Annotated in this window: 24 protein-coding genes; 4 read left to right on the top strand and 20 right to left on the bottom strand. The window is 43.8% G+C overall.

The features are described 5' to 3' along the window. Window position 1 precedes the first annotated feature (1 nt). From cydC to MHH61_RS07830, 15 genes are all read right to left on the bottom strand, one after another. The gene (gene cydC, locus MHH61_RS07760; protein ID WP_125586872.1) at window positions 2-1,735 is read right to left on the bottom strand and encodes a thiol reductant ABC exporter subunit CydC; all 1,734 of its coding nucleotides are present in this window, start codon (window positions 1,733-1,735) and stop codon (window positions 2-4) included. After that, window positions 1,725-3,461, bottom strand: coding sequence for a thiol reductant ABC exporter subunit CydD (gene cydD / locus MHH61_RS07765; RefSeq protein ID WP_125586874.1), 1,737 nt, complete (start codon window positions 3,459-3,461; stop codon window positions 1,725-1,727). Before cydD ends, cydC begins: the two co-directional genes overlap by 11 nt. Continuing rightward, window positions 3,461-4,477, bottom strand: coding sequence for a cytochrome d ubiquinol oxidase subunit II (gene cydB / locus MHH61_RS07770; RefSeq protein ID WP_024423880.1), 1,017 nt, complete (start codon window positions 4,475-4,477; stop codon window positions 3,461-3,463). Before cydB ends, cydD begins: the two co-directional genes overlap by 1 nt. Beyond that, window positions 4,464-5,879: a cytochrome ubiquinol oxidase subunit I gene (locus MHH61_RS07775; RefSeq protein WP_024423881.1), complete on the bottom strand. Its 1,416-nt coding sequence runs from the start codon at window positions 5,877-5,879 to the stop codon at window positions 4,464-4,466. The genes cydB and MHH61_RS07775 overlap by 14 nt, the downstream gene beginning before the upstream one ends. Before the next feature lie 322 nt (window positions 5,880-6,201). Beyond that, window positions 6,202-7,323 (bottom strand): heme oxygenase, encoded by a 1,122-nt coding sequence (gene isdG / locus MHH61_RS07780; RefSeq protein ID WP_024427505.1) that lies wholly within the window; start codon window positions 7,321-7,323, stop codon window positions 6,202-6,204. A gap of 1 nt (window position 7,324) precedes the next feature. Continuing rightward, complete coding sequence (locus tag MHH61_RS07785; protein ID WP_125586876.1) at window positions 7,325-8,338, bottom strand: iron ABC transporter permease; 1,014 nt, start codon at window positions 8,336-8,338, stop codon at window positions 7,325-7,327. After that, window positions 8,335-9,273, bottom strand: a complete 939-nt coding sequence (locus tag MHH61_RS07790; RefSeq protein WP_125586878.1) for an ABC transporter substrate-binding protein — start codon at window positions 9,271-9,273, stop codon at window positions 8,335-8,337. Before MHH61_RS07790 ends, MHH61_RS07785 begins: the two co-directional genes overlap by 4 nt. 18 nt (window positions 9,274-9,291) lie before the next feature. Further along, window positions 9,292-10,044 (bottom strand): class B sortase, encoded by a 753-nt coding sequence (srtB, locus tag MHH61_RS07795; protein ID WP_034281345.1) that lies wholly within the window; start codon window positions 10,042-10,044, stop codon window positions 9,292-9,294. 26 nt (window positions 10,045-10,070) lie between these two features. Next, the gene (locus tag MHH61_RS07800) at window positions 10,071-10,841 is read right to left on the bottom strand and encodes an ABC transporter ATP-binding protein (RefSeq protein ID WP_024423886.1); all 771 of its coding nucleotides are present in this window, start codon (window positions 10,839-10,841) and stop codon (window positions 10,071-10,073) included. Beyond that, on the bottom strand, window positions 10,828-11,814 hold the full coding sequence (locus tag MHH61_RS07805; protein ID WP_024427509.1) for an iron ABC transporter permease: 987 nt from the start codon (window positions 11,812-11,814) through the stop codon (window positions 10,828-10,830). The genes MHH61_RS07800 and MHH61_RS07805 overlap by 14 nt, the downstream gene beginning before the upstream one ends. 33 nt (window positions 11,815-11,847) lie before the next feature. Then, window positions 11,848-12,735, bottom strand: a complete 888-nt coding sequence (gene isdE / locus MHH61_RS07810) for a heme ABC transporter substrate-binding protein IsdE (protein WP_125586880.1) — start codon at window positions 12,733-12,735, stop codon at window positions 11,848-11,850. 76 nt (window positions 12,736-12,811) lie between these two features. After that, window positions 12,812-14,674 (bottom strand): NEAT domain-containing protein, encoded by a 1,863-nt coding sequence (locus MHH61_RS07815; RefSeq protein WP_368004469.1) that lies wholly within the window; start codon window positions 14,672-14,674, stop codon window positions 12,812-12,814. 19 nt (window positions 14,675-14,693) lie between these two features. Further along, window positions 14,694-15,347, bottom strand: a complete 654-nt coding sequence (gene isdC, locus MHH61_RS07820) for a heme uptake protein IsdC (protein WP_125586884.1) — start codon at window positions 15,345-15,347, stop codon at window positions 14,694-14,696. A gap of 20 nt (window positions 15,348-15,367) precedes the next feature. After that, window positions 15,368-15,826, bottom strand: a complete 459-nt coding sequence (locus MHH61_RS07825) for an NEAT domain-containing protein (RefSeq protein ID WP_044334343.1) — start codon at window positions 15,824-15,826, stop codon at window positions 15,368-15,370. Between the two features lie 369 nt (window positions 15,827-16,195). Beyond that, window positions 16,196-16,528, bottom strand: a complete 333-nt coding sequence (locus MHH61_RS07830) for a helix-turn-helix domain-containing protein (RefSeq protein WP_024423893.1) — start codon at window positions 16,526-16,528, stop codon at window positions 16,196-16,198. A 177-nt stretch (window positions 16,529-16,705) separates the two neighbouring features. Between MHH61_RS07830 and MHH61_RS07835 the strand changes: the two genes are divergently transcribed. Genes MHH61_RS07835 through fosM form a run of 4 tightly spaced genes read left to right on the top strand, consistent with a single transcriptional unit; the run spans window position 16,706 to window position 19,901 of the window. Further along, the gene (locus MHH61_RS07835; RefSeq protein ID WP_044334348.1) at window positions 16,706-17,560 is read left to right on the top strand and encodes a VOC family protein; all 855 of its coding nucleotides are present in this window, start codon (window positions 16,706-16,708) and stop codon (window positions 17,558-17,560) included. 16 nt (window positions 17,561-17,576) lie between these two features. Next, window positions 17,577-18,338 (top strand): GTP cyclohydrolase II, encoded by a 762-nt coding sequence (locus MHH61_RS07840; protein ID WP_125586886.1) that lies wholly within the window; start codon window positions 17,577-17,579, stop codon window positions 18,336-18,338. After that, on the top strand, window positions 18,325-19,416 hold the full coding sequence (gene ribD, locus MHH61_RS07845; RefSeq protein WP_125586888.1) for a bifunctional diaminohydroxyphosphoribosylaminopyrimidine deaminase/5-amino-6-(5-phosphoribosylamino)uracil reductase RibD: 1,092 nt from the start codon (window positions 18,325-18,327) through the stop codon (window positions 19,414-19,416). Before MHH61_RS07840 ends, ribD begins: the two co-directional genes overlap by 14 nt. A gap of 59 nt (window positions 19,417-19,475) precedes the next feature. Continuing rightward, entirely contained in the window at window positions 19,476-19,901 is a 426-nt protein-coding gene (fosM, locus tag MHH61_RS07850) for a FosM family fosfomycin resistance protein (protein ID WP_081125082.1), read from the top strand. Between the two features lie 1,004 nt (window positions 19,902-20,905). On the opposite strand, the gene MHH61_RS07855 is transcribed toward fosM, so the two are convergent. From MHH61_RS07855 to MHH61_RS07875, 5 genes are all read right to left on the bottom strand, one after another. After that, the gene (locus MHH61_RS07855) at window positions 20,906-21,754 is read right to left on the bottom strand and encodes a polysaccharide deacetylase family protein (RefSeq protein WP_024423897.1); all 849 of its coding nucleotides are present in this window, start codon (window positions 21,752-21,754) and stop codon (window positions 20,906-20,908) included. Between the two features lie 65 nt (window positions 21,755-21,819). Beyond that, window positions 21,820-22,149 carry a PTS lactose/cellobiose transporter subunit IIA gene (locus MHH61_RS07860; RefSeq protein WP_024423898.1) on the bottom strand — a complete coding sequence of 110 codons (330 nt, stop codon included), beginning with the start codon at window positions 22,147-22,149 and terminating at the stop codon, window positions 21,820-21,822. Between the two features lie 19 nt (window positions 22,150-22,168). Further along, window positions 22,169-22,492, bottom strand: a complete 324-nt coding sequence (locus MHH61_RS07865; protein ID WP_024423899.1) for a PTS sugar transporter subunit IIB — start codon at window positions 22,490-22,492, stop codon at window positions 22,169-22,171. 12 nt (window positions 22,493-22,504) lie between these two features. Further along, window positions 22,505-23,938: a glycoside hydrolase family 1 protein gene (locus MHH61_RS07870; RefSeq protein WP_125586890.1), complete on the bottom strand. Its 1,434-nt coding sequence runs from the start codon at window positions 23,936-23,938 to the stop codon at window positions 22,505-22,507. Window positions 23,939-23,969: 31 nt separating this feature from the next. After that, window positions 23,970-25,280 (bottom strand): PTS sugar transporter subunit IIC, encoded by a 1,311-nt coding sequence (locus MHH61_RS07875; RefSeq protein WP_125586892.1) that lies wholly within the window; start codon window positions 25,278-25,280, stop codon window positions 23,970-23,972. Window positions 25,281-25,331 lie beyond the last annotated feature (51 nt).

The following is a 25,331-nucleotide window of genomic DNA, read 5'->3' on the forward strand; positions in this document are numbered from 1 at the left end:
TTTAAATAGTAGAAAATGGACGATCCATTTCATACAACTTTTGATAACGCGTGTTTTCTTTTAGTAAATCCTGATGCTGACCCTGCATCTCAATGCGCCCGTTTTCAATAAACATGATGCGGTCACATGCCTCACAGCCAGTCAGGTGATGGGTAATCCAAATAACTGTTTTCCCTTTTAACACACGGAAGATGGTTTCAAGCAATTCACGCTCTGTCCGCGGATCAAGCCCGACGGTCGGTTCATCTAATACAACTACCGGCGTGTCCTGAAGCAATATCCGAGCTAACGCTATACGCTGTCTTTCTCCACCTGAAAATCGAACCCCTGTCTCCTGAACACCTGTGTGATAACCTTCTGGCAAAGACTCAATGTAATCATGCAGCTGCACTTGTCTTGCTGCTTCTTTTACCTGTTCTTCTGTCGCCTCTGGAGATCCTAAACGAATATTGTTTAAAACAGACGTATCAAATAAATAAGGCTGTTGATTGAGCACAGACACATAGGCAGACACCTTCTCTTGAATGCTTTGAACCGATTTCCCTTGAATGCTGACCGCTCCTTGATTTGGAACGACTGCCCCTTCTAACAATTTTAAAATGGTCGATTTGCCTGCACCGCTTTTTCCTAAAAGCGCGAGTGATTCCCCTTGCTTCAGAGAAAAGGACAGGTCTTGAAGGACATATCGATGCGTGTCATACCGAAAGGACACTTGATCAAAACAGACAGCTTCATCTTGAGAAATGGCTGACTGATCCACTGCCTTGCTCTCAGCTTCTCCTTCATATGACTGCTTTTCATAATGATGCAACCTGCTGACAGCATGCTGATAGACGGGAATATCACCTGCCGCATCTGACAGCGGAAGAAAGGCTTCTGTTAACGGAAACAGCACAAGCACAAAGGCTGCAATCAGTGTGTGTGACATGGATCCTGACTGAACGACCGAGCCGCTCCAATACACAACAAGCACGACAGCTCCTCCAATCAAGAGCTGTGCCAAAAATTGACGCACGCGGATAAATCGATGTTTCGCTGCTTCAAGCGCTAACAGCTGTGCTTCTTTCTGTTCATATCCATCCACAAAATCTTTCTGCCTGCCGCTGAACAGCCAGTCACTAACGCCCATGACTGCATCTGTTAAATGGCTGTACAGTTCATTTCTGCCTTTTTTCATTTGAATTTGTCTTGCCCGGTTCACAAGCACTGTGACGTATGGGAAAACGAATACGAGAAGTGCCATATAAAGCAGCATCAGTCCAGCAAAAGGCCATGAGAAAAGACCAAGTGCTCCAATGGATGCGGCATATAAAAGCAGTGCACCGATGGATGGAAAGATGGTTTTTAAATAGGCATCCTGCAATCTCTCCACATCATCTGACAAGAGACCAAGCATTTCACCTGTCCCCAGCTTTGTCCGTTTGGCACTTCGTTCAGCCATGTCATAGAGGCGTACACGCATTTTTTCAATCATTGTCAAAATGAGCTGATGACTTGCCAGCCTTTCTGCGTAGCGGGCAGCAGAGCGCGAAATACCAAAGGTACGTACAGCCACAATTGGGACGTAGACCATGAGTATATTCTCAGGTCTTGTCGCAGCTTTTGAAATGAGAAATCCCGATGTGTACATCAGCATAGAAGCAGAGAATACCGCAATGGCTCCTAAAAATAAAACCAAGGCAAACAGCTTTTGATTCTCCTTGATATAAGGTATAAACCAGCCTTTACTGACCATGTGTGACCGCCCCCATTTGCTCCTGTACCAATTGATAATACACGCCTTTTCTTTGCATTAATGATTCATGTGTCCCCATTTCTGCGACGGTTCCTTGATCCATGACAATGATTTCATCCATGTCCGGCATCCAATGGAGCCTGTGTGTCGCTAAGAACACAAGTTTATGTTCAAACAATGGAAGCATTGTTTTCTTCAGTTCATACTCTGTTTCAATATCGAGATGCGCCGTTGGTTCATCTAACAGCATAATGGACCGCTGGCCCAGCACAGTTCGAGCAAGCGCAATTCTTTGCGCCTGTCCGCCGCTTAGCTCTCTTCCCTGTTCTCCAATGACCTCATCCAGTCCATTTGGCAGCTGCGTAACCAGCTGAGATAAGCCAGCCTCATGCACAGCTCTTTCCACTTCTTCGTCTGTTGCATTCGGTTCATAAAAACGAATGTTTTCTCTTAATGTCATGTGAAATAAATAGGGATGCTGCGGCATATAGACAACTTCCTTTTGCCATTCGTTCATCTGTAAATGAACAAGCGGCTGGCCGTTTAGCGTAATTTGACCTGAAGACGGTTCAACAAAACCGCCGAGGACATCGGTTAATGTCGATTTCCCTGAACCACTGGCACCAATGATGCCGATTTTTTTCTTCCCTTTGACAGTGAGATCCACATCCTGAATGGAATAAGGGGCATGTTCATCATGCTGAACACAAACATCCTGCAGGGTGAGCACGGATTGTTCATCCCACTTATTCAGATGCACAGATTGTGTCTCCTGCGCGCGGAAGCCTTTTTCTTCTAAAATGACCTGCATGGCTTCATTCGCTTCTTTTCCATTTAACGTCGCATGATAATCATTTCCCACTTCACGTACCGGCAGAAAATACTCCGGTGCCAGCATAAGCGCCGTCAAAGCCGGCAATAACAGAAGCTCTCCTTCAATTAAACGTAAGCCAAGAAAAACAGCGACGGTTGCAATCGATAGCATGGAAAAGAAATCGAGGGCAAACGATGACAGAAAGGCGACCTTCAGCGTACTCATGGTCGCTTTTCGATATCGCTTTGACACCTCCGCAATATTACGGGAGTGTTTTTTGCTGATACCTAAGTAACGAAGCGTCTCAAGGCCCCGGAGAGAGTCAGTAAAATGATTGGATAATTTCTCATACGATCTCCATTGTTTGGCCGCTTTACGCTGAGCAACAAGGCCTAGCAAAATCATAAAAATAATTAAAATTGGCAGCGTCACAATTAAAATGACGGCTGATGTTTCATCTAATGTCCACACATAGATAAGGACCATCGCCGGAATCACTGCCATGTTCACCATTTTCGGCAAAAACAGCTGTAAATACTGACGGTATTGAGCAATTCCTTCCATTGCTAATGTGACAAGCTTTCCTGTCCCTTTTTTCTTTGCAAAGGCAGGCCCTAATCGAAAGAGTTGGTCTAGCAGCTGCTTTCTGACGTCTGCTCCAATTCGGGAAGAGTAGGTAAACATGACCTTCTCCCGAATCAAGGTGAGACCGTGCCGCACAACAAAGGCAGCAAGAAACAGCAGGACATAAGGCGTTGCCTGCGAGAGGCTTTTCCCGTCAAACAGCGTTGTAATGGCATGTGCCAGCCACTGTGCTTGGAAAATAATACTTGCTCCTTGGATGAGTGACACAATACCTAAGAGGGCAAGTAGCCCTCTCATTCCTTTTAGTTGAAGCAAACGTTTATCCATTAGTAGGTCATTGGCTCCTTACCGCTCACACGTTTACGGAAGACGTAATAGCTCCAAATTTGATACCCAAGCACAAAGGGCAGCAAAGAAACGGCAACAATCGTCATGACCGTCAGTGAATAAGATCCAGATGCAGCGTTTTGAATTGTGAGATCAAACGAATGGCTGATTGAACTAATCATGACGCGCGGGAACAATGCTGTGAAAAGCATGGCCACCGTCACCATGATGCCTGTGCCTGTGAATAAGAATGTCCAGCCATCACGTTCTTTTCTCATCAAAACAAGGGCAGCTATATAACAAACCACAATCAGCACAGTTAACGGAATGGTGATGATCGGGCGTACGGTATAAATGTCTGTTTCAATGATGGACACACCGACAAATATAACAAGAACAGGGAGTGCAATGAGCAGGACACGCTGGCCCAATTTTCTTGCACGATCTCTTAAGTCACCCTCTGTACGAAGTGTGACGAAAATCAAGCCATGCAGCAGGCAAAGAACCGTCACAGCTAACCCGCCGATCACTGAGTAAAGATTCACAAAGTCCGTAAATCCAGCGTACATGTTCATGTCTTGATCAATTGGCATCCCGCGTAAAATACTCGTGAATAACACACCGAGCAAAAACGGCGGAAGCAGACTGCCAAAGAAGATCACCCAGTCCCACGCCTTAATCCAAGAGGCTTTCTCAACCTTCCCTCGGAATTCAAAGGCGACTCCGCGCCCAATGAGCGCTAAGAGAAGAACCGCAAACGGAATATAGTATCCGCTGAACATCGTGGCATACCAGTGAGGAAATGCAGCGAAAATAGCACCGCCAGCTGTAATCAGCCAGACCTCATTCGCATCCCAGAAAGGACCAATCGTATTGATTAAAATGCGGCGCTCGTGCGCGTCCTTTCCAAGCAGCTGCATGGACATCCCGACACCAAAATCAAATCCTTCTAAGAAGAAAAATCCAACAAACAATACTGCGACAAGAATAAACCAAATCTCGTTAAGATATGCCATGATATGCGCCTCCATCAAATGGATCTGTAGACAGGTCCGTTTCATCCTTTTGATCTGTATCCTCTTCAGAATGTGCACCTTTTTTAATTTCTCGAATGAATAAGTAGGCAAGCAAAATGGCAAGAATCAGATACATCGCCGTAAAGCTAATGACTGAGAATAACAGCATGCCATACGATACATTCGGTGAAATCGATTGAGCCGTCGTCATCATACCAAAGACGGTCCATGGCTGACGCCCAATTTCAGTCATGATCCAGCCGGCTGAATTCGCAATAAATGGGAACGCAATCATCCCTACCATGAAGCGTAAAAACCATTTGTTTGTTTCGAGTTTCTTTCTAAAGCTCAAGTACAAACCAATCATACTAGCAAAAATCATCAGCATGCCGGCACCGACCATGATTCTAAAGCTCCAGAATGTTGTTTTCACTGGCGGAATATAGTCTCCGGGACCAAACTTGGCTTCATATTCTTTTTGAAGTGTCAGCATGCCTGGAACATCTCCACTGAACTTCGAATATGCCAAATAACTTAAGGCAAACGGAATATTGATCTCCGCAGAGTTTTCTTTTTTATCTGTGTCAATGTTGGCAAATAGTGTCCAAGCTGCTGGATCTCCACTATCCTTCCAAAGGGCTTCACTTGCTGCCATCTTCATTGGCTGTGATTTCATTAAGTGCTTCGCTTGATCATGTCCAGAAAATGCTACACCTAAGCCAGAAATTAAAGCGAGAACCATCGCAATCTGGAATGATTTTTTGAAAAAGGCGATTTCTTGTTTTTTGATCATTTTATAGGCACTAACTCCTGCAATAAAGAAAGCACCTGTTGCCAGCGCACCAAACAGAACGTGCGGGAACTCAACCCAAAGCTGCGGGTTCGTCACAAGAGCCCCAAAATCATTCATTTCTGCACGGCCATTTTTAATGGCAAATCCAACTGGCTCCTGCATAAATGAGTTGGCGAGTAAAATCCAAAACGCCGAAAAGATCGTACCAAGGGAAACAAGCCAAATGCACAATAAATGAATCTTCTTCGGCAGACGATCCCAGCCGAATATCCAAAGTCCAATAAATGTAGATTCAAGGAAAAAGGCCAAAAGTGCTTCAATGGCAAGCGGTGCACCAAAGACATCACCGACAAACCTTGAATAATCTGACCAGTTCATCCCAAACTGGAATTCCTGCAGAATCCCTGTTACCACACCTACTGCAAAGTTAAGTAAGAACAGGTGACCCCAAAACTTCGCCATCTTTTTATAGATGTCTTTTTTCTTGACGACATAAAGGGTCTGCATCAATGCGACGATAAACACCAAACCTATTGACATAGGAACAAAAATAAAATGAAATAATGTCGTTGAAGCAAATTGAAATCTTGCTAAAAACAGCTCACTCACAGCCTTACATCCTCCCTTACTTTCACATGCCGAACGATTCATGCTCACCATTTCACAAAATATTCACTATTTGTTCAATGTTTCACAAATAAAAGTCCATTTGAAATGGTTCACTCGGTGAAATTTTACTCTTGATTTTCATTCGGTTAGTTATTTATACCTGTACTTTACACCCATACGCTTCAAAAATAAAGTAAATTTTACCTAAAATTTGGATGGTATTGTGTCAGTTGTTTGAATACTTTGTCAAGAATATGTGACGGGAAATAAACAACTGCAAAAAAATAGCGCTGCATGTGAGCCGCAGCGCTTTGTTTCTATTTTAAGCTTTTTTCTGTAAAGCAGGTCTTGTCACTTGGACTTCATAGTACGTAATTTTGTTTTTTAATAGGCCTTCAGGTTTCGCTTTTCCATGAGCGTGTGCATCTCCAAATGCCTGAGATTTTGTCCAGTTCACAAAGTCTTCTTTTCGATTCCAGCGGGTATGAATGGTCACTTCATCGTAATCGGTTGTCTGCTGTGTGACCCAGACTTCCATGCCTAAAAATCCTTCCATGAATTCTACTTGTCCCTGCTTGTTAAAACGCTTGACGAGGTGGTCTGCACTGCCTTTTTCTACTCTAACCTGGTTGTTTACAATGATCATGTTTGATTCATCTCCCTTTTGTTGTTGGATCGAAGCGATTGGGATAATGAGCGGATGCTCTCCATCTAGGTGAACCTCTGCCTGAATCCCAAAGACCTCTTTGAAAAAGTTTTCTGTTAATACTTCCTTTGGTGTCCCTATTTGGTAAACCTGACCACGCTTCATTGCAATCAGGCGATCACAATATTTTGCTGCCTGCTGCAGGTCATGAAGAACCATTAAAATAGTGATCCCATGCGTTTCATTCAGCTGTTTGAGCAGCTCTAGTAAATCAAGCTGATGTGCAATATCTAAGTAAGTGGTAGGCTCATCCAAAATAATCGTCTCTGTCTTCTGAGCCAGTGCCATGGCAATATACGCTTTCTGCCTTTCTCCGCCTGACAATGTATGCAGCATCCTGTTTTCATTCACGCGGCTATTTGTCACATCAAGCGCCCACTCTATCGCTTCCTGATCTGTCTTCGAGCTCTTTTTCCAGATCGAACGATGCGGACTGCGTCCAAGTGCAACCAGCTCACGTACTGTCATCGATGGGATGGCCGTTCTCGTCTGCATCAGAACGGCGATTTCTTGTGCAATCTCCTGTGCTGTCATTTCTTTTTGCGGGATATCGTGAATATAAATCATGCCGCTTTCAATCGACGTAAGGCGTGCGGCCGCTTTAATAAACGTCGACTTCCCTGACCCATTCGGTCCAATAATTCCTGTTACACTTCCTTTAGGCACAGCTGCTGAAATAGACGACAATCGAAAGCCTCCTTGACTGAGGCTCACGTCATCCATCGCAATCACATCCAACTTAACCCCTCCCTTTCTTTTTTAATAAATAGAGGAAGAAAGGTGCACCAATACAGGCAAGCAGAATACCAACAGGCAGTTCAACCGGTGTAAACCATACCCGTGCTGCTGTATCAGCAAAAACCACAAGTACGCCGCCGCCAAGCATTGAGATCGGCAGCAGGTACCGGTAGTCATCTCCAATTAAAAGGCGGATAAAATGAGGGACGACAAGACCGACAAATCCAATTAAACCGCTCACGCTTACAGCTGCACCCGCCAAAAGCGCCGCCAGTGCAATTAAGAAAAATCGGGTTCGCTCGACTCTAAGGCCGAGCAGCTGTGCTGAATCATCACCAAGCAAAAGAAGATTTGCCGGCTTGATCGCAAAAAAACAAAGACACAATCCAGCAATCGCATAAGGTGACACAAAGCTCAGGTGATGCCAGCTCCGTCCATTTAATCCTCCTGATAAAAAAGGCAGAACGGCCTGCACACGCTCACTATAAAGCACCATAAATCCATTCATGACCGCACCAAGCAGGGCATTGACTGCCACTCCCGCCAGAATCAATTTCAGTGGTGAAACCCCTTGATCGAACGACAAAATATACACAACAAGTGCCGCTAATAAAGCCCCTAGGAAGGCAGCCGCTGGAAGCAGATAAGTGAATTGCGGAAACACAATCATGCTGAGTACAGCAGCTAACCCGCCGCCGGCAGTCACACCGATGATCCCGGGGTCAGCGAGTGGATTTCGGACGACTCCTTGTAAAATGGCCCCTGATGCTGCGAGACAGGCCCCGACGATAAAACCTATGAGAACGCGCGGCAGGCGTAAATCCATGACGATTTTTTCATGGACTGGCTGGCCTGATCCCGTCAAAGCAGCGATCAAATCTGGCAGCGATAATTGAACAGAACCTAATGCAAGCCCTAGACATATGCCCACACCTAGCGAGAAAAGCAGTCCCGGTATCAGCCATCTTCGTCTCGACTGTCTTTTTTGAAAATCTAACTCTGCATTCACCTTCATGATGACAATCGCTTCAATCTCTTCTCTAGTTCATCAATCGCCTTTATAACGTCTGCGCCTGGGTTCGTCCCGAATAAATCACTAGGCAGAATCTCCACGCGGCCATTCTTGACAGCTGATACATCGTGCCATGCTGCATTCTGTTTCATTTCACTCATAAAGCCCGCTTTCACATCCTCAGGATTGCTGTGTGTCATGAGCAGAATGAGATCAGGATCGGCTTCGATCACCTTTTCTGCATTAATTTGAGCGTATTGAGGAAATTTTTCGAGTGTCGGTTCATTCTCAGCAATGTTTGCACCCCCAGCGATGTGCAGCAAATCTCCGCTTAAAGATTGAGGAAGTGCCGCCATATATGTGCCAGGTGCACCGTACACAACGAGTGTTTTCACTTTTTTCTTAGGCTGCTTGACCTGCTTTTTTCGCTCATCAATTTGCTCATTGAGTGCTTTAGCCTTTTGCTGCTTTCCGAGCAACTCCCCAAATAACGAGATTTGACGCTGGATGTCCTTCACTGAATTGGCACTTGTCAAAAGAAGCTGTGAATCAATTCCTTCTATTGTAGAGATGTCCTTGCTGTTTAATTGTTCATTTCCAAGCACAACATCAGGCTTTAAGCTTGTGATCAGCTCTACATCAAATTGATGCGTTGTGCCAATCGTTTGTACGGACTTTGCCTTTTGTAAGCTGGCTGGTAGCTCAGCAGTTGGCCGGCCGACCGCCTTACCGCCTAAAGCATACAGAATACTCATGTCCCCGGTCGACAAGGCGACGATACGCTGAGGGGATTCATCAAACGACAGCGTTCTTCCGGTAAAATCCTTTATTTTCAGCGCTCCTTGCCCGCTTCCTTTCTCTACAGGTGCTGCCTGACTGCATCCGCCGAGGAGAAGCATCAAGACGAGTCCCGCTAAGATCACATCTGAAAATTTCAACCGTCTGTCTCTCCTTTTCTAGTAAACTTTCTTTAGCTTTGCCTGTACCACGAGACGCCCGCTTTTAGGTGCAAGCACATGATCACAGGTCGATAAGGTGAGGATGAGGTCATCTGTGGACACGTCTGTCTTCGTTTGATAGATTGATTTCTTCCGCACAGCTTGCAAGTAGTGCGCATATTCGCCAAGATCTTGAAAATCGGTTTGAATATAGTCAAAGTCAACCGTCGTTTCATACACAGCAAAAATCTCCGCTTCATAGCTTTGATACAGCGTATCGTACTGAAATGTCCGGTGCTCTTGGAAGAAATCTTTTTTTAGATAGTTTGTGAGTCCAGCGAACATGGATCCATCCCTCATCCGATGGCCGTACACCACTGTATTTGGGCTTTCATGCAGGACATCATTACGATAATCCATAAAGATACTGCCTGCCCGGGTGTCGTTTTTTAAATAATTGCGAGTTAAGTAGAACGCATTATCGTGAGATTGAACAATCGGATACTGAATCATCGTGTCTTTCATATTGATCCAGCCGACAATGTCCTCATTCACCTTCCGCAGCTCATCAAATGACGAACGGATCTTTCCCTGCTCCCGTTTTTCAGTCATATCTTCTTCATATCCATACATCGTCTGAGCCTTTGCAAGCACCTGGCGATTTTGATAATAACCGAAAAGTTCGAAGCCGATGGCTGTCCCGCTATAAATAAATACGCCTAAACAAACGATCGTCAGCATTCGCTGCCAAAGCCGTTTTCCTCGTTTCACACTGTCTCACCTGCTTTTTGCCCAGCTTATATACCAACAGGCACGATGTACATCCCTGTTTCTGCATCCTGTCTAATCGTGACGGACACATCATAAATGTGCCGCACGTTTTCCTCTGTTAACACATCGTTTGGCTGTCCTTCACTGATAACCTGTCCATCCTTCATTGCTATGATGATATCGCTGTAGCGGACAGCCTGATTCATGTCGTGCAGCACCATGACAATCGTTAATCCATGCACGGCATTCAGTTCACGGATCAGCTCAAGAATGTCAAATTGATAGTAAATATCCAAATAAGTTGTCGGTTCATCTAAGAAAAGGATCGGTGTTTTTTGCGCAAGTGCCATCGCAATCCATACACGCTGCCGCTCTCCACCTGACAGTGAGGCGAGCGGCACCTTTCGTTTGTCCGTTAGCTTTGTACTGGACAGCGCCCACTCTATCGCTCTCTCATCCTCTTCCTTGTCTCCTCCGCGCATCGTCTGGTACGGCGTTCTGCCGAATGCCACGACCCGTTCGATCGTTAAATCAAGCGGCGCTTCATTTTGCTGATGGACGACAGCGAGCTTTTTTGCCAGCTCCTTTGGCTTGAACGTATTCAGCGTTTGCCCGTCTAAGTGAATTTGCCCTTTATTTGGACAATGATTATTCGCCATTAAGGAAAGCAGCGTGGATTTTCCCGAGCCATTTGGACCGATAATGGTTGTGATTTTCCCCTTTTCAATCTTTGTTGTGACTGATTGAACGATGTCCTTCTGCTGGTCATATGAGAATGACACTTCACGAATGTCCATGGAGACGGTCCCCCCTTCTTAATAAAAAGATCAGAAACGGCCCGCCAATCACGGCCATGATCGTAGAAGCAGGAATCTCATTTGGCGCCACAAGCGTCCTGCCAAGCGTATCAGCCGTCAAAATAAGCAAAGCCCCGCTTAACGCAGAAAATGGAATCAGTACCCGGTGATCCGAGCCGACAAGCCTTCTTGAAATGTGCGGAATGAGCAAGCCGACAAAGGCTATCACGCCCGCTACTGCAGCTGTCACCGCCGCAAGTAAAACGGCTGTGATGGAAATCAAAAGGCGCATTCTGGTCACACGCAATCCTAAATTTTTCGCTGTCTTGTCCTGAAGAGCCAGGAGGTTGCACCATCTGCTGAAGAAGAGTGCAACGACAAGGCCGGCGACACCATAGACACCGATTAAACGGACATCTCCCCACGTTTTCATCGTGAGATTCGACTGCCCTGACTGATTAATTGTGATATTGAAATAGCTGCAAATGGTCACAAATGCTTCAGCCATTCCAGTAAACATGGCATTGATGGCAATCCCAACCAAGATCATGCGGATCGGGCTTAAACCACCCTTCCAAGACAGAACGTACACGAGGAAACACGCAATAGCTCCGCCTAATACCGAAAATAAAGGAGAGTAGAAATAAAATTGAGGAAGCGCTGTAATCGCCATTAATGAAAAGAAGCTGGCTCCTGATGAAATGCCAATGACGCCGGCATCAGCTAACGGATTCCTCATGACCGACTGCAGCAGTACACCAGAGACAGATAAGGCGGCCCCTGTAAACATCGCGATAAGCATGCGGGGAATTCTCAAATCTTTAATGATTTCTACCTGTGCATGTTGACCGGTGATGAGCCCTTCTAATAATTCAATTGGGGTGACATGAATGCTCCCAGTAATGGCTGAATAAATAAACACGCAGACCAGTAAGAGACTGACTATCAGAAATAAAATCCCTGTTTTTTTCATCTTGAACGTCCTTTTATCATTAAGATTCGCCGCTTATGACGGATACAACATACGAGTCAATTCATCTAATGCTTCTGCTGCCTTTAAATTGCCTGTTGTCCCGAATAAGCTTTCTTCGAGGTCATACACCCGGTCTTGTTTGACCGCATTGAAATGTTTCCAGATGTCATTTGTTTTGAATTCTTCATCAAACATTTGAACGACTTCGTCTGGCATCCCATGTGCGGCCCGGAGAATGATATCTGGATTGGCTTTTTGTAAATATTCCGTATTGGATGCCAAATACTCCATTTTCTCGCCTTCCACAATGTTCTTTCCTCCTGCGATACGCACAAGATCACCAATATATGAATTCTCTGTCGCCACCAAATAACTGCCTGGCACACCAAGCAAAATCAGAACGGACGGCTTGCGTTTTCCTTTCGTCCTCTCTTGAATGTCTTTCTTTTTTCGCTCAAACTCAGACACAATGCGTTCAGCCTGCTTCTTTCTGTCATACTGATCTCCAAGCTTCGTGATGGCCTTCTCCATGTTGGACATGCTCTCAAGATTTAAGTATGTAGCAGGGACACCTGCTTGCTGAAAGGGTGTCTCTAAATCATATTGAAGGGTTGTGACAGACAGGACATCTGTCGGTTGAAGTGATTGGATGATTTCCATGTCCGGGCTCATTGGGTTGCCGACTTCCGGCAGTCCTTTGTAACGAGCTGGCAAGGATTTTTGACTTGTTGGCACCCCGACAAGATCCACCTCTAAAGCATCCATGATCTCCGCAGCAGCTACAGTCGTTGCTACAATGCGCTCACTTGATTCAGCGCTTTTTTTGCCTTTTGCTGAGCTTTCTGCTGACTGTGAGCAGCCCGATAAGATCACGCACACACTGAGAGCAGCGATCAAGGTACATAACATTCGATGCTTCAAAAACGGAAGCCTCCTTTCGAAAAAAGAGAGTGGATGCGCCGACATAAATGGCGCATCTCACTTAAAATAAAACGAACTATCTTGTCCGTGTTTGATATTTTCTAACGAGTACGAATAACGAAGCGCCGAATAAAAGAATATACACCCAAAGAAGAGAGGTATCTCCCGTTTTCGGATTCAGCTGTCCAGACTCAGATTTGGTTTGATCATCTGATGGCGTAAATGTCATCTGCTCCGCACCCGTTTCCTCAGGTGCTGCATTCTTAAGTTGATTTGTTTGAGAATCGTGATCATTTGGATTTTTGACAAAGCCGATACTCTCATCGTCTCCAATGACTGTTGAAATTCCGCTTCCCTCACCAGGAGCGATTCCTTTTGTGTCATAGACAAGTTTGACATCATACTGCTCATGGTAGTTCGCAGCTGGAATATCAATTTTTACGCGTGCAGCCTGAGCTCCACTTAAACTTTTTGCTTCATATTGAATAACGCGTGTATCTGCTTTTTCATCTGTTTTCGCAACAAGAGTCTCTTCAAACTTTCCGCCTGTTCCTACTTGGAATGACGTGATGGCTGAGCTGTTCTTCACTGTATATGAAACGAAATGGCGGCCATTTTTTACAACCAGTGTCGCAGGACTCACAACGTAATCGTTCATACGAGAAAGCTCATCCTTGTCTGCTTTCTTCATTGAGAAAGGAAGCTTGTATACACCATCTTTTAGCTGAGCCGTCTCTTGATTTGCTTCGCCGTTATTTGTTTCTGTTGTTGGTGTGTTTGGTTTTGGTGTTTCTGGTACAGCTGGTTTTTCTTCCTCTACCACCTGCCCGTCCTTCACTGGAGCGATACTCTTTGAATCAAATTGAAAAAGAATATCGTAGATTTGGTCATAGTTAGCGGCTGCTACTACAATGTGTACTTTTCCTTTGACCTCGTTTTTCAAATCATCTACATCAAATGAAACCACTCTAGTATTCTTTGCCTCATCCTTGCTGACTGTTTTGGCTTCTTGATAAGAACCGTTTTTCTCTGTTTTTAAAGAAGCGACAGACTTATGGTCCTTCACCGTAAAGGAAATGGTTTGCTTTCCATTTTTGACCGTTAAGGATGCAGGGTGTGAGAAGTAATCACTCATTCGAGATGCCTCATCCGTATCCCCTTTTAGCACACTGTAATTAATACGATATACGCCATCTTTTAATTGATTTTGCGCAGAATCATCTGGTTTTGGTTTTGTGCCATTGTTATTGCCTGGTGTTGTCGGTTGATCGTCTGGTTTTGTACCGTTTTGGTCATCAGGCTTTGTTTCGTTATCATCTGGCTTTGTACCGTTTTGGTCATCCGGCTTTGTTTCGTTATCGTCTGGCTTTGTACCGTTTTGGTCATCTGGTTTTGTTTCGTTATCGTCTGGTTTTGTACCGTTTTGGTCATCTGGCTTTGTTTCATTATCGTCTGGTTTTGCAGGCGTAACGAGTGTTAGGCTGCTTTGATCAAATGCAAGCTGTACGTCATATGCTTCGTCATAAATAAAGCCGCCTAAATCCCAGTAAATTTTCACCCAGCCGTTTAATTTCGCTGATAAGTCGTCGACATTAAATTTGATCACACGTGTATTGGCTGTTTCGTCCTCACTGACCGTTTCAGTGGTAACGAGAGCACCATTTTGTTCGACCTTGAAATCTGTTATTTCTTTGCTTTGCTTCAGTGTGACATAGGCTGTTTTTTTGCCATTTTCCACAATCAGCTTAGCTGGCTTTTCTGTATAGGTATCCATCATGGACGCTTCTGTGCTGCCATTTTTTAAAATGGTGAATCCGACTGTGTATTCACCATCAACGAATGATGCCGCTTGAGCTGTTCCTTGAGGAATCTGAAACGCAGTCAACAAACTGAATAAAACGAGCAGAATGGCTGCCTTTAGATGAAAAAGACGTTTCAAATGGTGACACTTCCTTCCGTTAATGCTTGATGATCCACTTTCTTGCTAAAAACCCGCCTGAACATAAGACAAGCACAAGGAGCCATCCTATTTGGCTTGTATCACCAGTTTGAGGATTTTCTTCTTGTTTCGTTGTGGATGAATCAGCTTTGTTCGTTGATTCTTTTGATGGCTGCTGACTTTCTGCTGCACCCGCTGATTGATTTGCACTGTTAGAAGAAAGTGACTTGATGCTGCTTTCATCAAATTTCAGCTGAATGGTGTAATCATGATCATAATCAGCAGATTTCACAGTGACATGAATTTTTGACGTGATTGGTTTAGACAAGTTTTGAGCCTGGAACTGAACGAGCCTTGTATTGGCTTTTTTATTTGTTGAGAGAACGGTTGTATCGACATAGCCGCCATTTCCTGGTACTTTAAATTCCGTTACCCAGCTGCTATTTTTAATCGTCATTTGCACTGTCAGGTTCCCATTTTTCACTATCACTTTTGCTGGTTTCAGCCAGTAATCATTTGCCATTGAGACCGCATTTCCTTCAGCTTTCAGCACTGTATAATTGACGGAGTATGTACCATCCTTTAATGCGGCAGCCTGTGCGTTTGAAAAAGGCAGCATAAGTGCCAGTAAAAAAACCGCCATGAAGACTGACAGCCTCATTCTTATTTTCATCAAGCGAATTTCCTCCCTTTCTATTGAACAGATGCCGCATCAAACTTGAGACGAATGTCGTAATTGCCTGTATATCCGATAGCCGGTACAGTCACACTCACTTTTGCTGGTACGACCTCAGTCAGGCTGTTCACATTGAATTCTACTGTCCTCTTATTCGCAGCTGTATTTGTACTAATCACCTTCGCATCTTTGTAGACACCTTGATCGAGCGTCTTAAAGCTTGTGATCCAAGAGCTATTCGTTAACGTGACTTGTGCTTTGATTTTTCCATCCTTTACGACAAGCTTGGCTGGTTTTTCGAAATACGTATTCGCTGTTGAAGTCGAATCGCTATCAGCCTTCCAAACCACATATTGCGCTGAATATTGACCATCTGCTAAGCCAGCTGCTGAGGCTGAGCTAACAGGAGCTAGAGCAAATAATAGAACAAAACTAAGGAATAATAATACGGGTGATGTTGAACGAATGACTTTCATGTGAGCCCTCCTAAATGATATTGATAATTATTCTCAATAGACAATAAAAAAAATAACCTTCATAAATGCTGGAACACACTTATAGATGATTATGATAATCATTATCAATTGAGTTGAAAAAATAAATCTTTGCTTCCTAAAGTCAAAGATGTCTGCTTCTAAATGATGGATTGATAAGAGTTTTAGGCAATCTGTCCCATTCATAATACCATGGCATAACCTCCATTCCATTACAGGGAAAAGAACCCTCTTCTCCTTGATATTATATAATGGGTGAAATAATTGTCAATATCATTTTTCATACTATTGTCTTAGTTTTCTGGAAAATCACACAAAAAAATTTCGATCAGACACACTGATCGAAATGGATTAAGAAGGAACATGTTCCTCTATTTTGCTGTTTTTACGCTCTAAAGACCAAGCATACATTTCACGAATAATCGGTTCAATTTTCTTCCCTTGCACCGTTAATTCGTATTCAATCCGCACTGGAATGTCGGGATATACTTTTTTCTCAACAAGTCCCTCAGCTTCTAAATCCTTCAGCCTTTCTGATAGTAATCTTCCGCTGATGTTCATTTCATTTTCAAGCTGACAAAAACGCTTAGGCCCTGTCAGAAGCTGATTGATGATGAGAATGACCCATTTCTTGCCTAGAATCTCCATGGCATCTGTAATTGGGCAGCCATCTACTTGTGCCATATCTTACTCCCTCCTGCTTTTTTCTCTTTTTTTCATTATAACATAATTAATTACTTGAAATAAGTCACTAACTATTATATAGTTTAGTTACTAAAAGTAACAAGGTATTTATTTTTTATAGATTTTCAAAAACATTTGAACATGCCGATGCATATATCATGAAGGAGATGACCGAGCTTGAAGACAATTGAGCAGCTAAGGTTGGGTGTGACAGAATTACATGTGTCCAGCTTTGATCGTTCTTTACCTTTTTATACAGACATTTTAGGATTTTCTATATTAGAAAAAACAGATTCCACGGTGACACTTGGCAGCAATGCAAAGGAACCGATTCTTTTGTTAAAAGAAGATGCACAGCTCAAAGAGAAGCCTGATCATGAGCCAGGACTTTATCATTTTGCTGTTTTATTACCTACCAGAAAAAACCTGGGCACATGGCTGGCACATGTGATCAAAAAAGGCTATCCTTTAATTGGAGCAAGCGATCACTTTTTCAGTGAAGCCATTTATTTAAGTGATCCTGACGGCATTGGCGTAGAAATTTATGCGGACCGTCCTCAGGACATTTGGGTAGGTGAGCATGGAGAACTGAAAGGTGGCGGAAATTCACCGCTTGATGGAGATGGACTCCTGCAGGAAGCCGCTGATACCACATGGGAAGGACTCCCTGCGGGCACAGTGATGGGACACTTGCATTTCCATCTCAACCCAGAAGAAGCAGATCCTTTTTATGTCCATACGCTCGGTTTTCATATCCGAATGGCTCCACCAGCAAGCCTATTTATCGCCGCTGGTGTATACCACCACCACCTTGCCTTTAATGCATGGGGACGCGGACGAAAAGGAGCCATTGATCCACGTTTCTCAGGAATTAGAAGCTATACACTGGTTTTCCCAGAAGAAGCAGACAGACAATCCGTCATCGAACGCCTGACAAAAGCAGGCACTCAAGTCAACACGACAGGAAAAAGCAGCGAATTTGTTGATCCATTTGGCGTTCTCGTTCGTTTACAGATTGAAGAAACAGACTAAAAAGAAGGTGCAGAATATGGACAAACACACAGAGCTTAAAACAGCCATATTAAAAGATAAAATCAAACGAGTACAGCAAGAAGACGGGTATATATATATCACTGGACCCATTAAACTGCCAGTGAATTTAGACGGCAGAACCGTCATGTTTAACTGGTATTCATGGTTAAAAGATGATGGAGAAGAGCCATTGTCGGATGAAGCTTTAATTGAAAGCCTCTCGTCCCGCCAGCTTGCTGATCATCAGCAGTCAAGCGTTCTTGTATATGGGGATTTTGAGCACGCTGACGAAGCTCTTATCCGCATGCATTCCATTTGCCACACTGGCGATATTTTCGGAAGCAAGCGCTGTGACTGTGGATTCCAATTGAAGCAGTCTATGCGAATGATTGAGGACAATGGAGCGGGAGCCCTGTTTTACTTAGCCAATCATGAAGGCCGCGGCATTGGTCTTTTCAGTAAAGCCATGGCTTATATTCTTCAAGAAAACGGCTACGATACAGTAGAAGCGAACGAAGCACTTGGTTTTGAAGATGACACACGTCAATACGAAGAAGCCATTGCCGTTCTTCAAACACTTCGTACAAAGCCGGTCAGACTCATTACCAATAACCCGAAAAAGACAGATGCGATCAGCCATGCAGGTTTATCACTTTCTGGACGCATTCCGCTTTGGGGAGATGTCTCTGAATTTAACGAAAAATACTTGCAGACAAAAATCAACCGCTCAGGTCACATGAAGGCGGAGCAAGAGGTGCGTACGATTGCCACATCATGAGCGATATATGAAGCTAGCCCTTGATAATGCACGGGCAATGAAAGGTCAGACATCTCCGAATCCGCTCGTCGGGGCTGTGATTGTGCGAGAGAATGAAATTGTTGGAGTCGGTGCTCATATGAAAGCCGGTGAACCGCATGCTGAAATTCATGCACTTAACATGGCCGGGGACAAGGCAAAAGGAGCCACGATTTATGTGACCCTTGAGCCTTGTTCCCACCATGGGCGCACAGGCCCTTGTGCGGAAGCACTTGTGAAAGCCGGCGTCGAAACCGTTGTCGTGGCGGCACTTGATCCAAACCCGCTTGTCGCTGGCCGCGGGATTGCCATTTTACAAGACGCGGGTATCCAAGTCATCACGGGCGTACTTGAACAGGAATCCATTCTAATGAATGAAGTATTTAATCACTTTATTACGAAAAAAACACCTTTTGTGACGCTCAAAGCGGGCATTACCTTAGATGGGAAAATCGCCTCTTCCACGTCTGACAGCAAGTGGATTACATCTGAGACATCCCGTTATGATGCTCACCATATCCGCAGTATCAATGATGCGATTTTGGTCGGTGCTCAAACCGTCATTCACGATGACCCTTCATTAACTGCGCGGATTCCAAATGGGAACAATCCGATTCGAATTGTCTTAGACTCTAAGCTGTCAACACCACTGACAGCAAAGATCGTCACCGATCAGATGGCACCTACATGGATCTTTACAACAAAGCAAGCCGATGAGGAAAAACGAGCGGCTTTAGAAGAAGCTGGCGTCCGTGTCTTTATGACAGACAGCGACACGCGGGTTCCCCTGCAGGAAGTGCTTCAAGTGCTGGGAGAAAAAAATATCTCCTCTCTCATGATTGAAGGCGGCGGCCAGATTAACGCCTCGTTCTTAGAACAGCAGCTTGTAGATAAATTGGTCATCTATATGGCGCCTAAGCTCATTGGCGGACGACTTTCCCCTTCCTTTTTCGGAGGCGAAGGCATACGCCTCATGAGTGATGCCATTGAACTGGATCAACTCACCGTGGAACCACTCGGAAAAGATATCAAAATGACGGGCTATCCCGTTTATCAATAAAAAGCTTGTAGATCGGATCTGCAAGCTTTTTTCTCATCATTTATAATGGGGTGATTGATTTGAAAATAAAAGGAATAAACCATCTGTTATTTTCTGTTTCTGATTTAGATGCATCTATTGATTTTTACACAAAGGTCTTTGACGCCACATTGTTAGCAAAGGGCCGAACGACAGCTTACTTCGATTTGAACGGGCTATGGCTTGCCCTCAATGTAGAAAAGGATATTCCTCGCCAAGATATCCATCACTCATACACACACATCGCTTTTTCAATTGATGAAGAGGATATAGATCACATGTACAACAAATTAAAAAATTTGAACGTCTACATCTTACCAAGCCGGCCGAGAGATAAAAAGGATCGTCATTCCATCTACTTTACGGACCCTGATGGACATAAATTCGAGTTTCATACAGGAACCTTAAAAGACCGAATGGATTATTACAAGGAAGAAAAAGCTCATATGGAGTTTTTTGATAAATGATGAAAACGAAGAGGAAACAACAAAGTGCTATTCGTCATTTAATAGAAAGGATGGTAAAATATACATAGAAACGTGTAGCAAGCGATAGTCCTCCCCCCTTCTATACTAAAGGTGTTTTTATGCCGAGAAAGGAGGGGTCAGTTTGAGAACAAAACTTGTGCGTTCACGCGTTGAGAGACGCAAGAACAAAAAGAAAGAAGCTTGTACCTGCAAGTACAAGCTTTGGTTACTTATCTTAAATTCAATCCGAACTCTAGTCCAGTTCATAGCATGGATGATAGATAAGAGACCGTTCTGAATTAACCCTTAAAATGATAATGAAAAATAAAGTGGCACCTTCATTACCCCTAGTCAAGGTAATGCTGGTTCTATCTCGTTTCTGTTTTTTGGAGGGCTGCTTTATTTTTTCTATATTACTTCAGTATATTCATCACATGATAAATTTATACATAGAAAAAGCACACGGTAGTCAGCCGAGTGCTCAAATTAAATTTCTTTTCAGTTATATGGTGACGTTCAAGAAATTCACCTTGAAGCTCTCGTGCTTCAGTTTGAAAACTAGTTCAACTTAGTCCGAGTTGAACAAAAAAACTTGTGCAATTACATGTTACCATAAGTATCAATTTGTTACCATAGATAAGCATACTTTTTTAACCTTCATGTGTAAAAAACTATAAGAGCTTTAGTTACAGTAATTTTAAATTAGAGTGAGCTTAATTTATTTTTTTATTCCTGCACAATGTTTAAAATGAATGATACAGCTTTTTTGTTGTTCAATTGATCAAATAAACTGAACAACAATCTATATAACTTAAAAATCATATTTACTTTATGCCCTCCTACTTTCTATTGGCAACTGTATGACCTTGTTTAGCTAAATAAAAAAGAATCAGTATATTAAAAAACTGATTCCTTATATTGCATGAATCTATCTAAATCCTAAACAAGTTTTATTCAGGTCCCGCGAAACTTGTCGTAAAATGTTTCATGTGAAACATTGATCGTTACTTCCCTTCGACCAGCCTGCCAAAGCTTTCCGGTGAAAGTCCCGGTGAAATGCGGACGCGGTGCAAGGACATCATGCCTTGTTCCTTCTTCGCATGTCCTGGTTCAGTGGTGACAGCCATTTGATATCCAGCTTCCTTCGCCAGCTTCAACGTCTCTTCATTATAGCGCCCGACAGGATAGCTGACCATTCTCGTACGCTGAGAAAACCGCTGATCGAAGAATGTCTTTGATCCTTTTAACTCCTCTTCCTGCTGCTGCTTTGATAATCGATTGAGCTCTAAATGATGAATCGTATGACTCTCAATCGATATCCCATGTGCCATCATCTCATCCATTTGCTCATCCGTTAAGTGATTTGGACGGCCAATGGATTGCTCAATCATGAAAATCGTTGCTTTCATTCCATACTGCTTTAAAATTGGAAATGCCTTTGTATAGTTATCCGTATATCCATCATCAAATGTAATGAGGACACTCTTCTTACTTGGCATCGAATTTGTTGTGAAAACGCGGTACGCCTCTTCTGGCGACAGTGTGACATAGTCATTGTCCTTCAGCCATTTCATATGAGATGCAAATTCGCTCTTTGGCACACGTAACGAGTTGCCGCTTGAGATACTATGATACATCAAAATCGGGAGCTCGACCGGCTCCTTTTGCTTCATCCAGGTTTTTGTCTCTATCACTGCCGTTTCTTTTTTCTGCTGAATCTCTTTTGTTTGTAATGGACCCTTTTCCTCTTTGACGACTTGCTGGCTTCCTTCCGCCTGCTCCTTCATTCCCATACAGCCCGAAATGAGCAGCAGCATAAGACCAATCGTCATCAGCCTACATGTTTTCTTCATTCACCAATCCTGCTTTCTCTTTATCTACCGAATGATTATAACAGAAATTGGTTATTCATTGACAACTATTTTGACAGGGTATTCATTTTTTTACACATTTCGATCATTTCGATGGCGAGCAGATGGATGGTCTCTGTTGTGAGCATTTGATCTTCTGCGTGTATCAGCAGTAAAGAAAACGGAAGCTGTTCACCTGCCGCTTCTTTTTGAATCAGCGACAAGTGCAGGTTGTGGATGCTTCGAAACGCTTCCTCCCCTTTTTCGATCAACTGCTGCGCTTTTTCAAAATCATCAGCTCTTGCTAGACGAATCGCTTCTACATAATGACTTCTTGCCTCGCCTGCATGGGCAATGATTTGAAAGGCTGCTCCCTGCATTTCCTCTAATACCGTCATCTGCTTCTCCTCCAATTATTCAAGATTCATTTGCTAGTTTCAGTGCATGCTCTAGAATTTTTTCTCCGTTTGCTGTTCCGTATAATCTCACATTGACGACATCGACAGGGATTTGATAGGGTGCCGCTGTTTTTTCTGCTGCTTTTTTCATAAAACTAACTTGCGGTCCAAGTAAAATCGCCTGTACATCCTCTCCATGCTCTTCTAGTTCATCCGCAATGGCTCCTTCAGGTATAGCATAAATATAGTAATCCAGCCCTTTAGCTTCTGCGGCAGCCTTCATTTTGGACACCACAATGGACGTTGACATTCCTGCTGCACAAGCGAGAATGATTCGTTTCATTTCTCATCACTCCTATTGATAAATGACTTCTGTTTCAACCTGCAGTTCCCTTGTTTTGATTAATGTCTGGTACCAATACGCAGATGCTTTCAGCTGACGATTTCGTTCATTCTCCAGCTGGATTTCGACTAATCCGTAGCGGTTTTTAAAGGCATTCATCGGTGAGACATTGTCTGTAAATGCCCAAAGCATATAGCCTGTGCAATTTGATCCTTCTGCTTTCGCTTGAAGTGCCCGCTTCAAATGCTGGCTGATAAATGAAATGCGATACTGATCATCAATGATACCGTCTTCTGTTTTAAACCGTTCTTCCTTTTCGACACCCATGCCATTTTCGGCCACAAACCACTCAATATTTCCGTATTCTTCTTTTATTCTCATCCCCATATCATAGACAATCTTCGGGTAGATTTCCCAGCCTCTGAAAGGATTCATTTTTCTCCCTGGAAGCTCAAACATATCGTAATAATAGGATGGATGAAAAGGTGTTCCTTCGTTCCAAGCCTTACTCGGTGCCTTGACACGATGCGGATAGTACAAGTTAAGCCCAACGACATCCACCGTATGATTCTTGATGATCTGAAGTTCTTCCTCTGTGGAATCGAAAAGAATATCATGCTTTTTCAACACATCGATCAGTTCCTCTGGATACTCCCCTTTGATGGAAGGATCTAAGAACATTCGATTAAAAAACAAGTCATACATACGTGCCGCTTCTTGGTCATGCGGGGCAGACGATCTTGCATACGTCACTTCTGGATTGAGAATCACGCCGATTTTGGCTCCTGCCGATTCCTTCAACCCCATCTCCTGAAACAGCTTCACCACTTTTGCTGTTGCCAGAGCTTTATGATAGTTCCACTGCATCCATTTCTTCGTATTTTGCTCAAACGGATATCGGATGGCATCTAGATAAACACGTGTCTGGACAACAATCGGTTCATTAAAACTAAACCAATGCTTGACCCGGTCTCCGTAGCGCTCAAACACCTTTTCTGCATAGAGAACAAACAGCTCGACAACATGCTTTGATGACCATCCGCCGTACTTCTCAAACAAAACGGCAGGAAGCTCATAGTGCTCTAAGCAAAACATTGGTTCTACACCTGCTGCGATTAATTCATTGATCAGATCATCAATGTAACGAGCATAGGCCTCATCTACTATCCCATTCTCGTAATCTATGAGAAACCTCGACCAATTGATCGATGTCCTGTAATGTGTCAGCCCAATCTCTTTCATTAAGGCTACATCTTCAGGGTAGCGCTCGTAAAAGTTTGTCGCACCAGCAGGACCATAGCCTTCGTGCCACACGTGATATCCTTCCTTATACCATAAGTCGATGTACGAGTCCTGATGCGCCCGCTTTCCCTTCCATCCCTCGGTCTGCCAAGCAGAAGCCGCAGCACCTAGGATAAAATCACTTGGAATCTCAATTCTGTTCATGTCGCCGCCTCCCTTTTCTTCGTCTGAATGTTTATTCTGAATCTGGTGCTGCTTCTGGCTTGCGGTTAGACAAGAGAACAAACGGTAAATAGATGAAAACAGCCACCACAATACAGATAAGCTGTGTGATGACAGCGCCCATACTGCCAGCGGTGGACAGCCATGCATTCACAAGCGGCGGTGTCGTCCATGGCACCATCACGACCGCTTTTCCAGCGAATCCTGTAGCCGTCGCAATATACCCAATCGTACCTGTCACAAGCGGTGTGACGATAAATGGAATCGCCATCACAGGGTTTAGCATGACAGGTAATCCAAAAATAACGGGTTCATTGATGTTGAACAGTCCGGGTCCTGATGAGAGCTTGGCAATGCTTCGCATCTCTTCCCTTCTCCCAGCAATAAAAATCGCAATCAAAAGACCAATGGTCACACCTGAACCACCGATGCTCATATACACATCCCAAAACGGCATCGTGATGATATTCGGGATTTCTTTTCCCTCTTGAAATGCTGTCATATTCACTGCAATCGATCCTAATAAGAGCGGCTCCCGGATCGGCTTAATCATCTGGTTGCCATGGATGCCGATCACCCAGAAAAATTGCGCCACAAACATCAACGTTAAAATCCCAGGCAGCCCCTGTACAACACTTTCTAATGGACGCTGCACCACGTTATACACTGCTTCATGCAAATAAATGCCTGTCACACGATGAAATGCAAAGCCGAATGAACTAATGATTGTAATTGTAATGATCGATGGGAAAAGTGACGAAAATGATGTTGCCACATTCGACGGAACCGAATCCGGCATCTTGATTTGCAGCCATTTCACCTCGGTCAGCTTACAAAAAATCTCCACAGATACGATCGCAATGATCATCCCTAAAAATAAGCTTTTTGGATCAGAAAATTGTCTTGCCAACACGTCAACAACCTCACGCATCGATCCATCGACTTCAAGAAGAAGTGTCGTTGGAATAACAGATATAAATGAAATCAATGCCATCAATCCTGGGAACAGAGACTTGTGACCGTTGATTTTCCCAAGCTCAATCCCAATGAGGAACACAGCCCCAATGGTTAAAAAGTTCAGCGTGGCATAATTGATTGCCTTCATAATAGGCTGAAGCTCTGCTAAAAACCTGAATATCTCAAAATGAGCAAGCCCTGTCTCCGGGCTCATAATCATATTCGCCACCAGTACAGCAAAAGCTCCTGTAATGATGATCGGCATCAGTGTGACAAATGCCTGTTTAATCGCCATAATATATTTCTGGTTGGTGATGCGATAAGCCACATGCTCCATGACATCTGCCGCTTTCTCCTTGAAGCTCATGATCCGTCTCCCCCTTTGCAAAAACTCGTGATCATCCTCCTTTTTGATGTT

This window comes from Bacillus sp. FSL K6-3154 (assembly GCF_040869395.1).
Taxonomy (GTDB): Bacteria; Bacillota; Bacilli; order Bacillales; family Bacillaceae; genus Bacillus; species Bacillus safensis.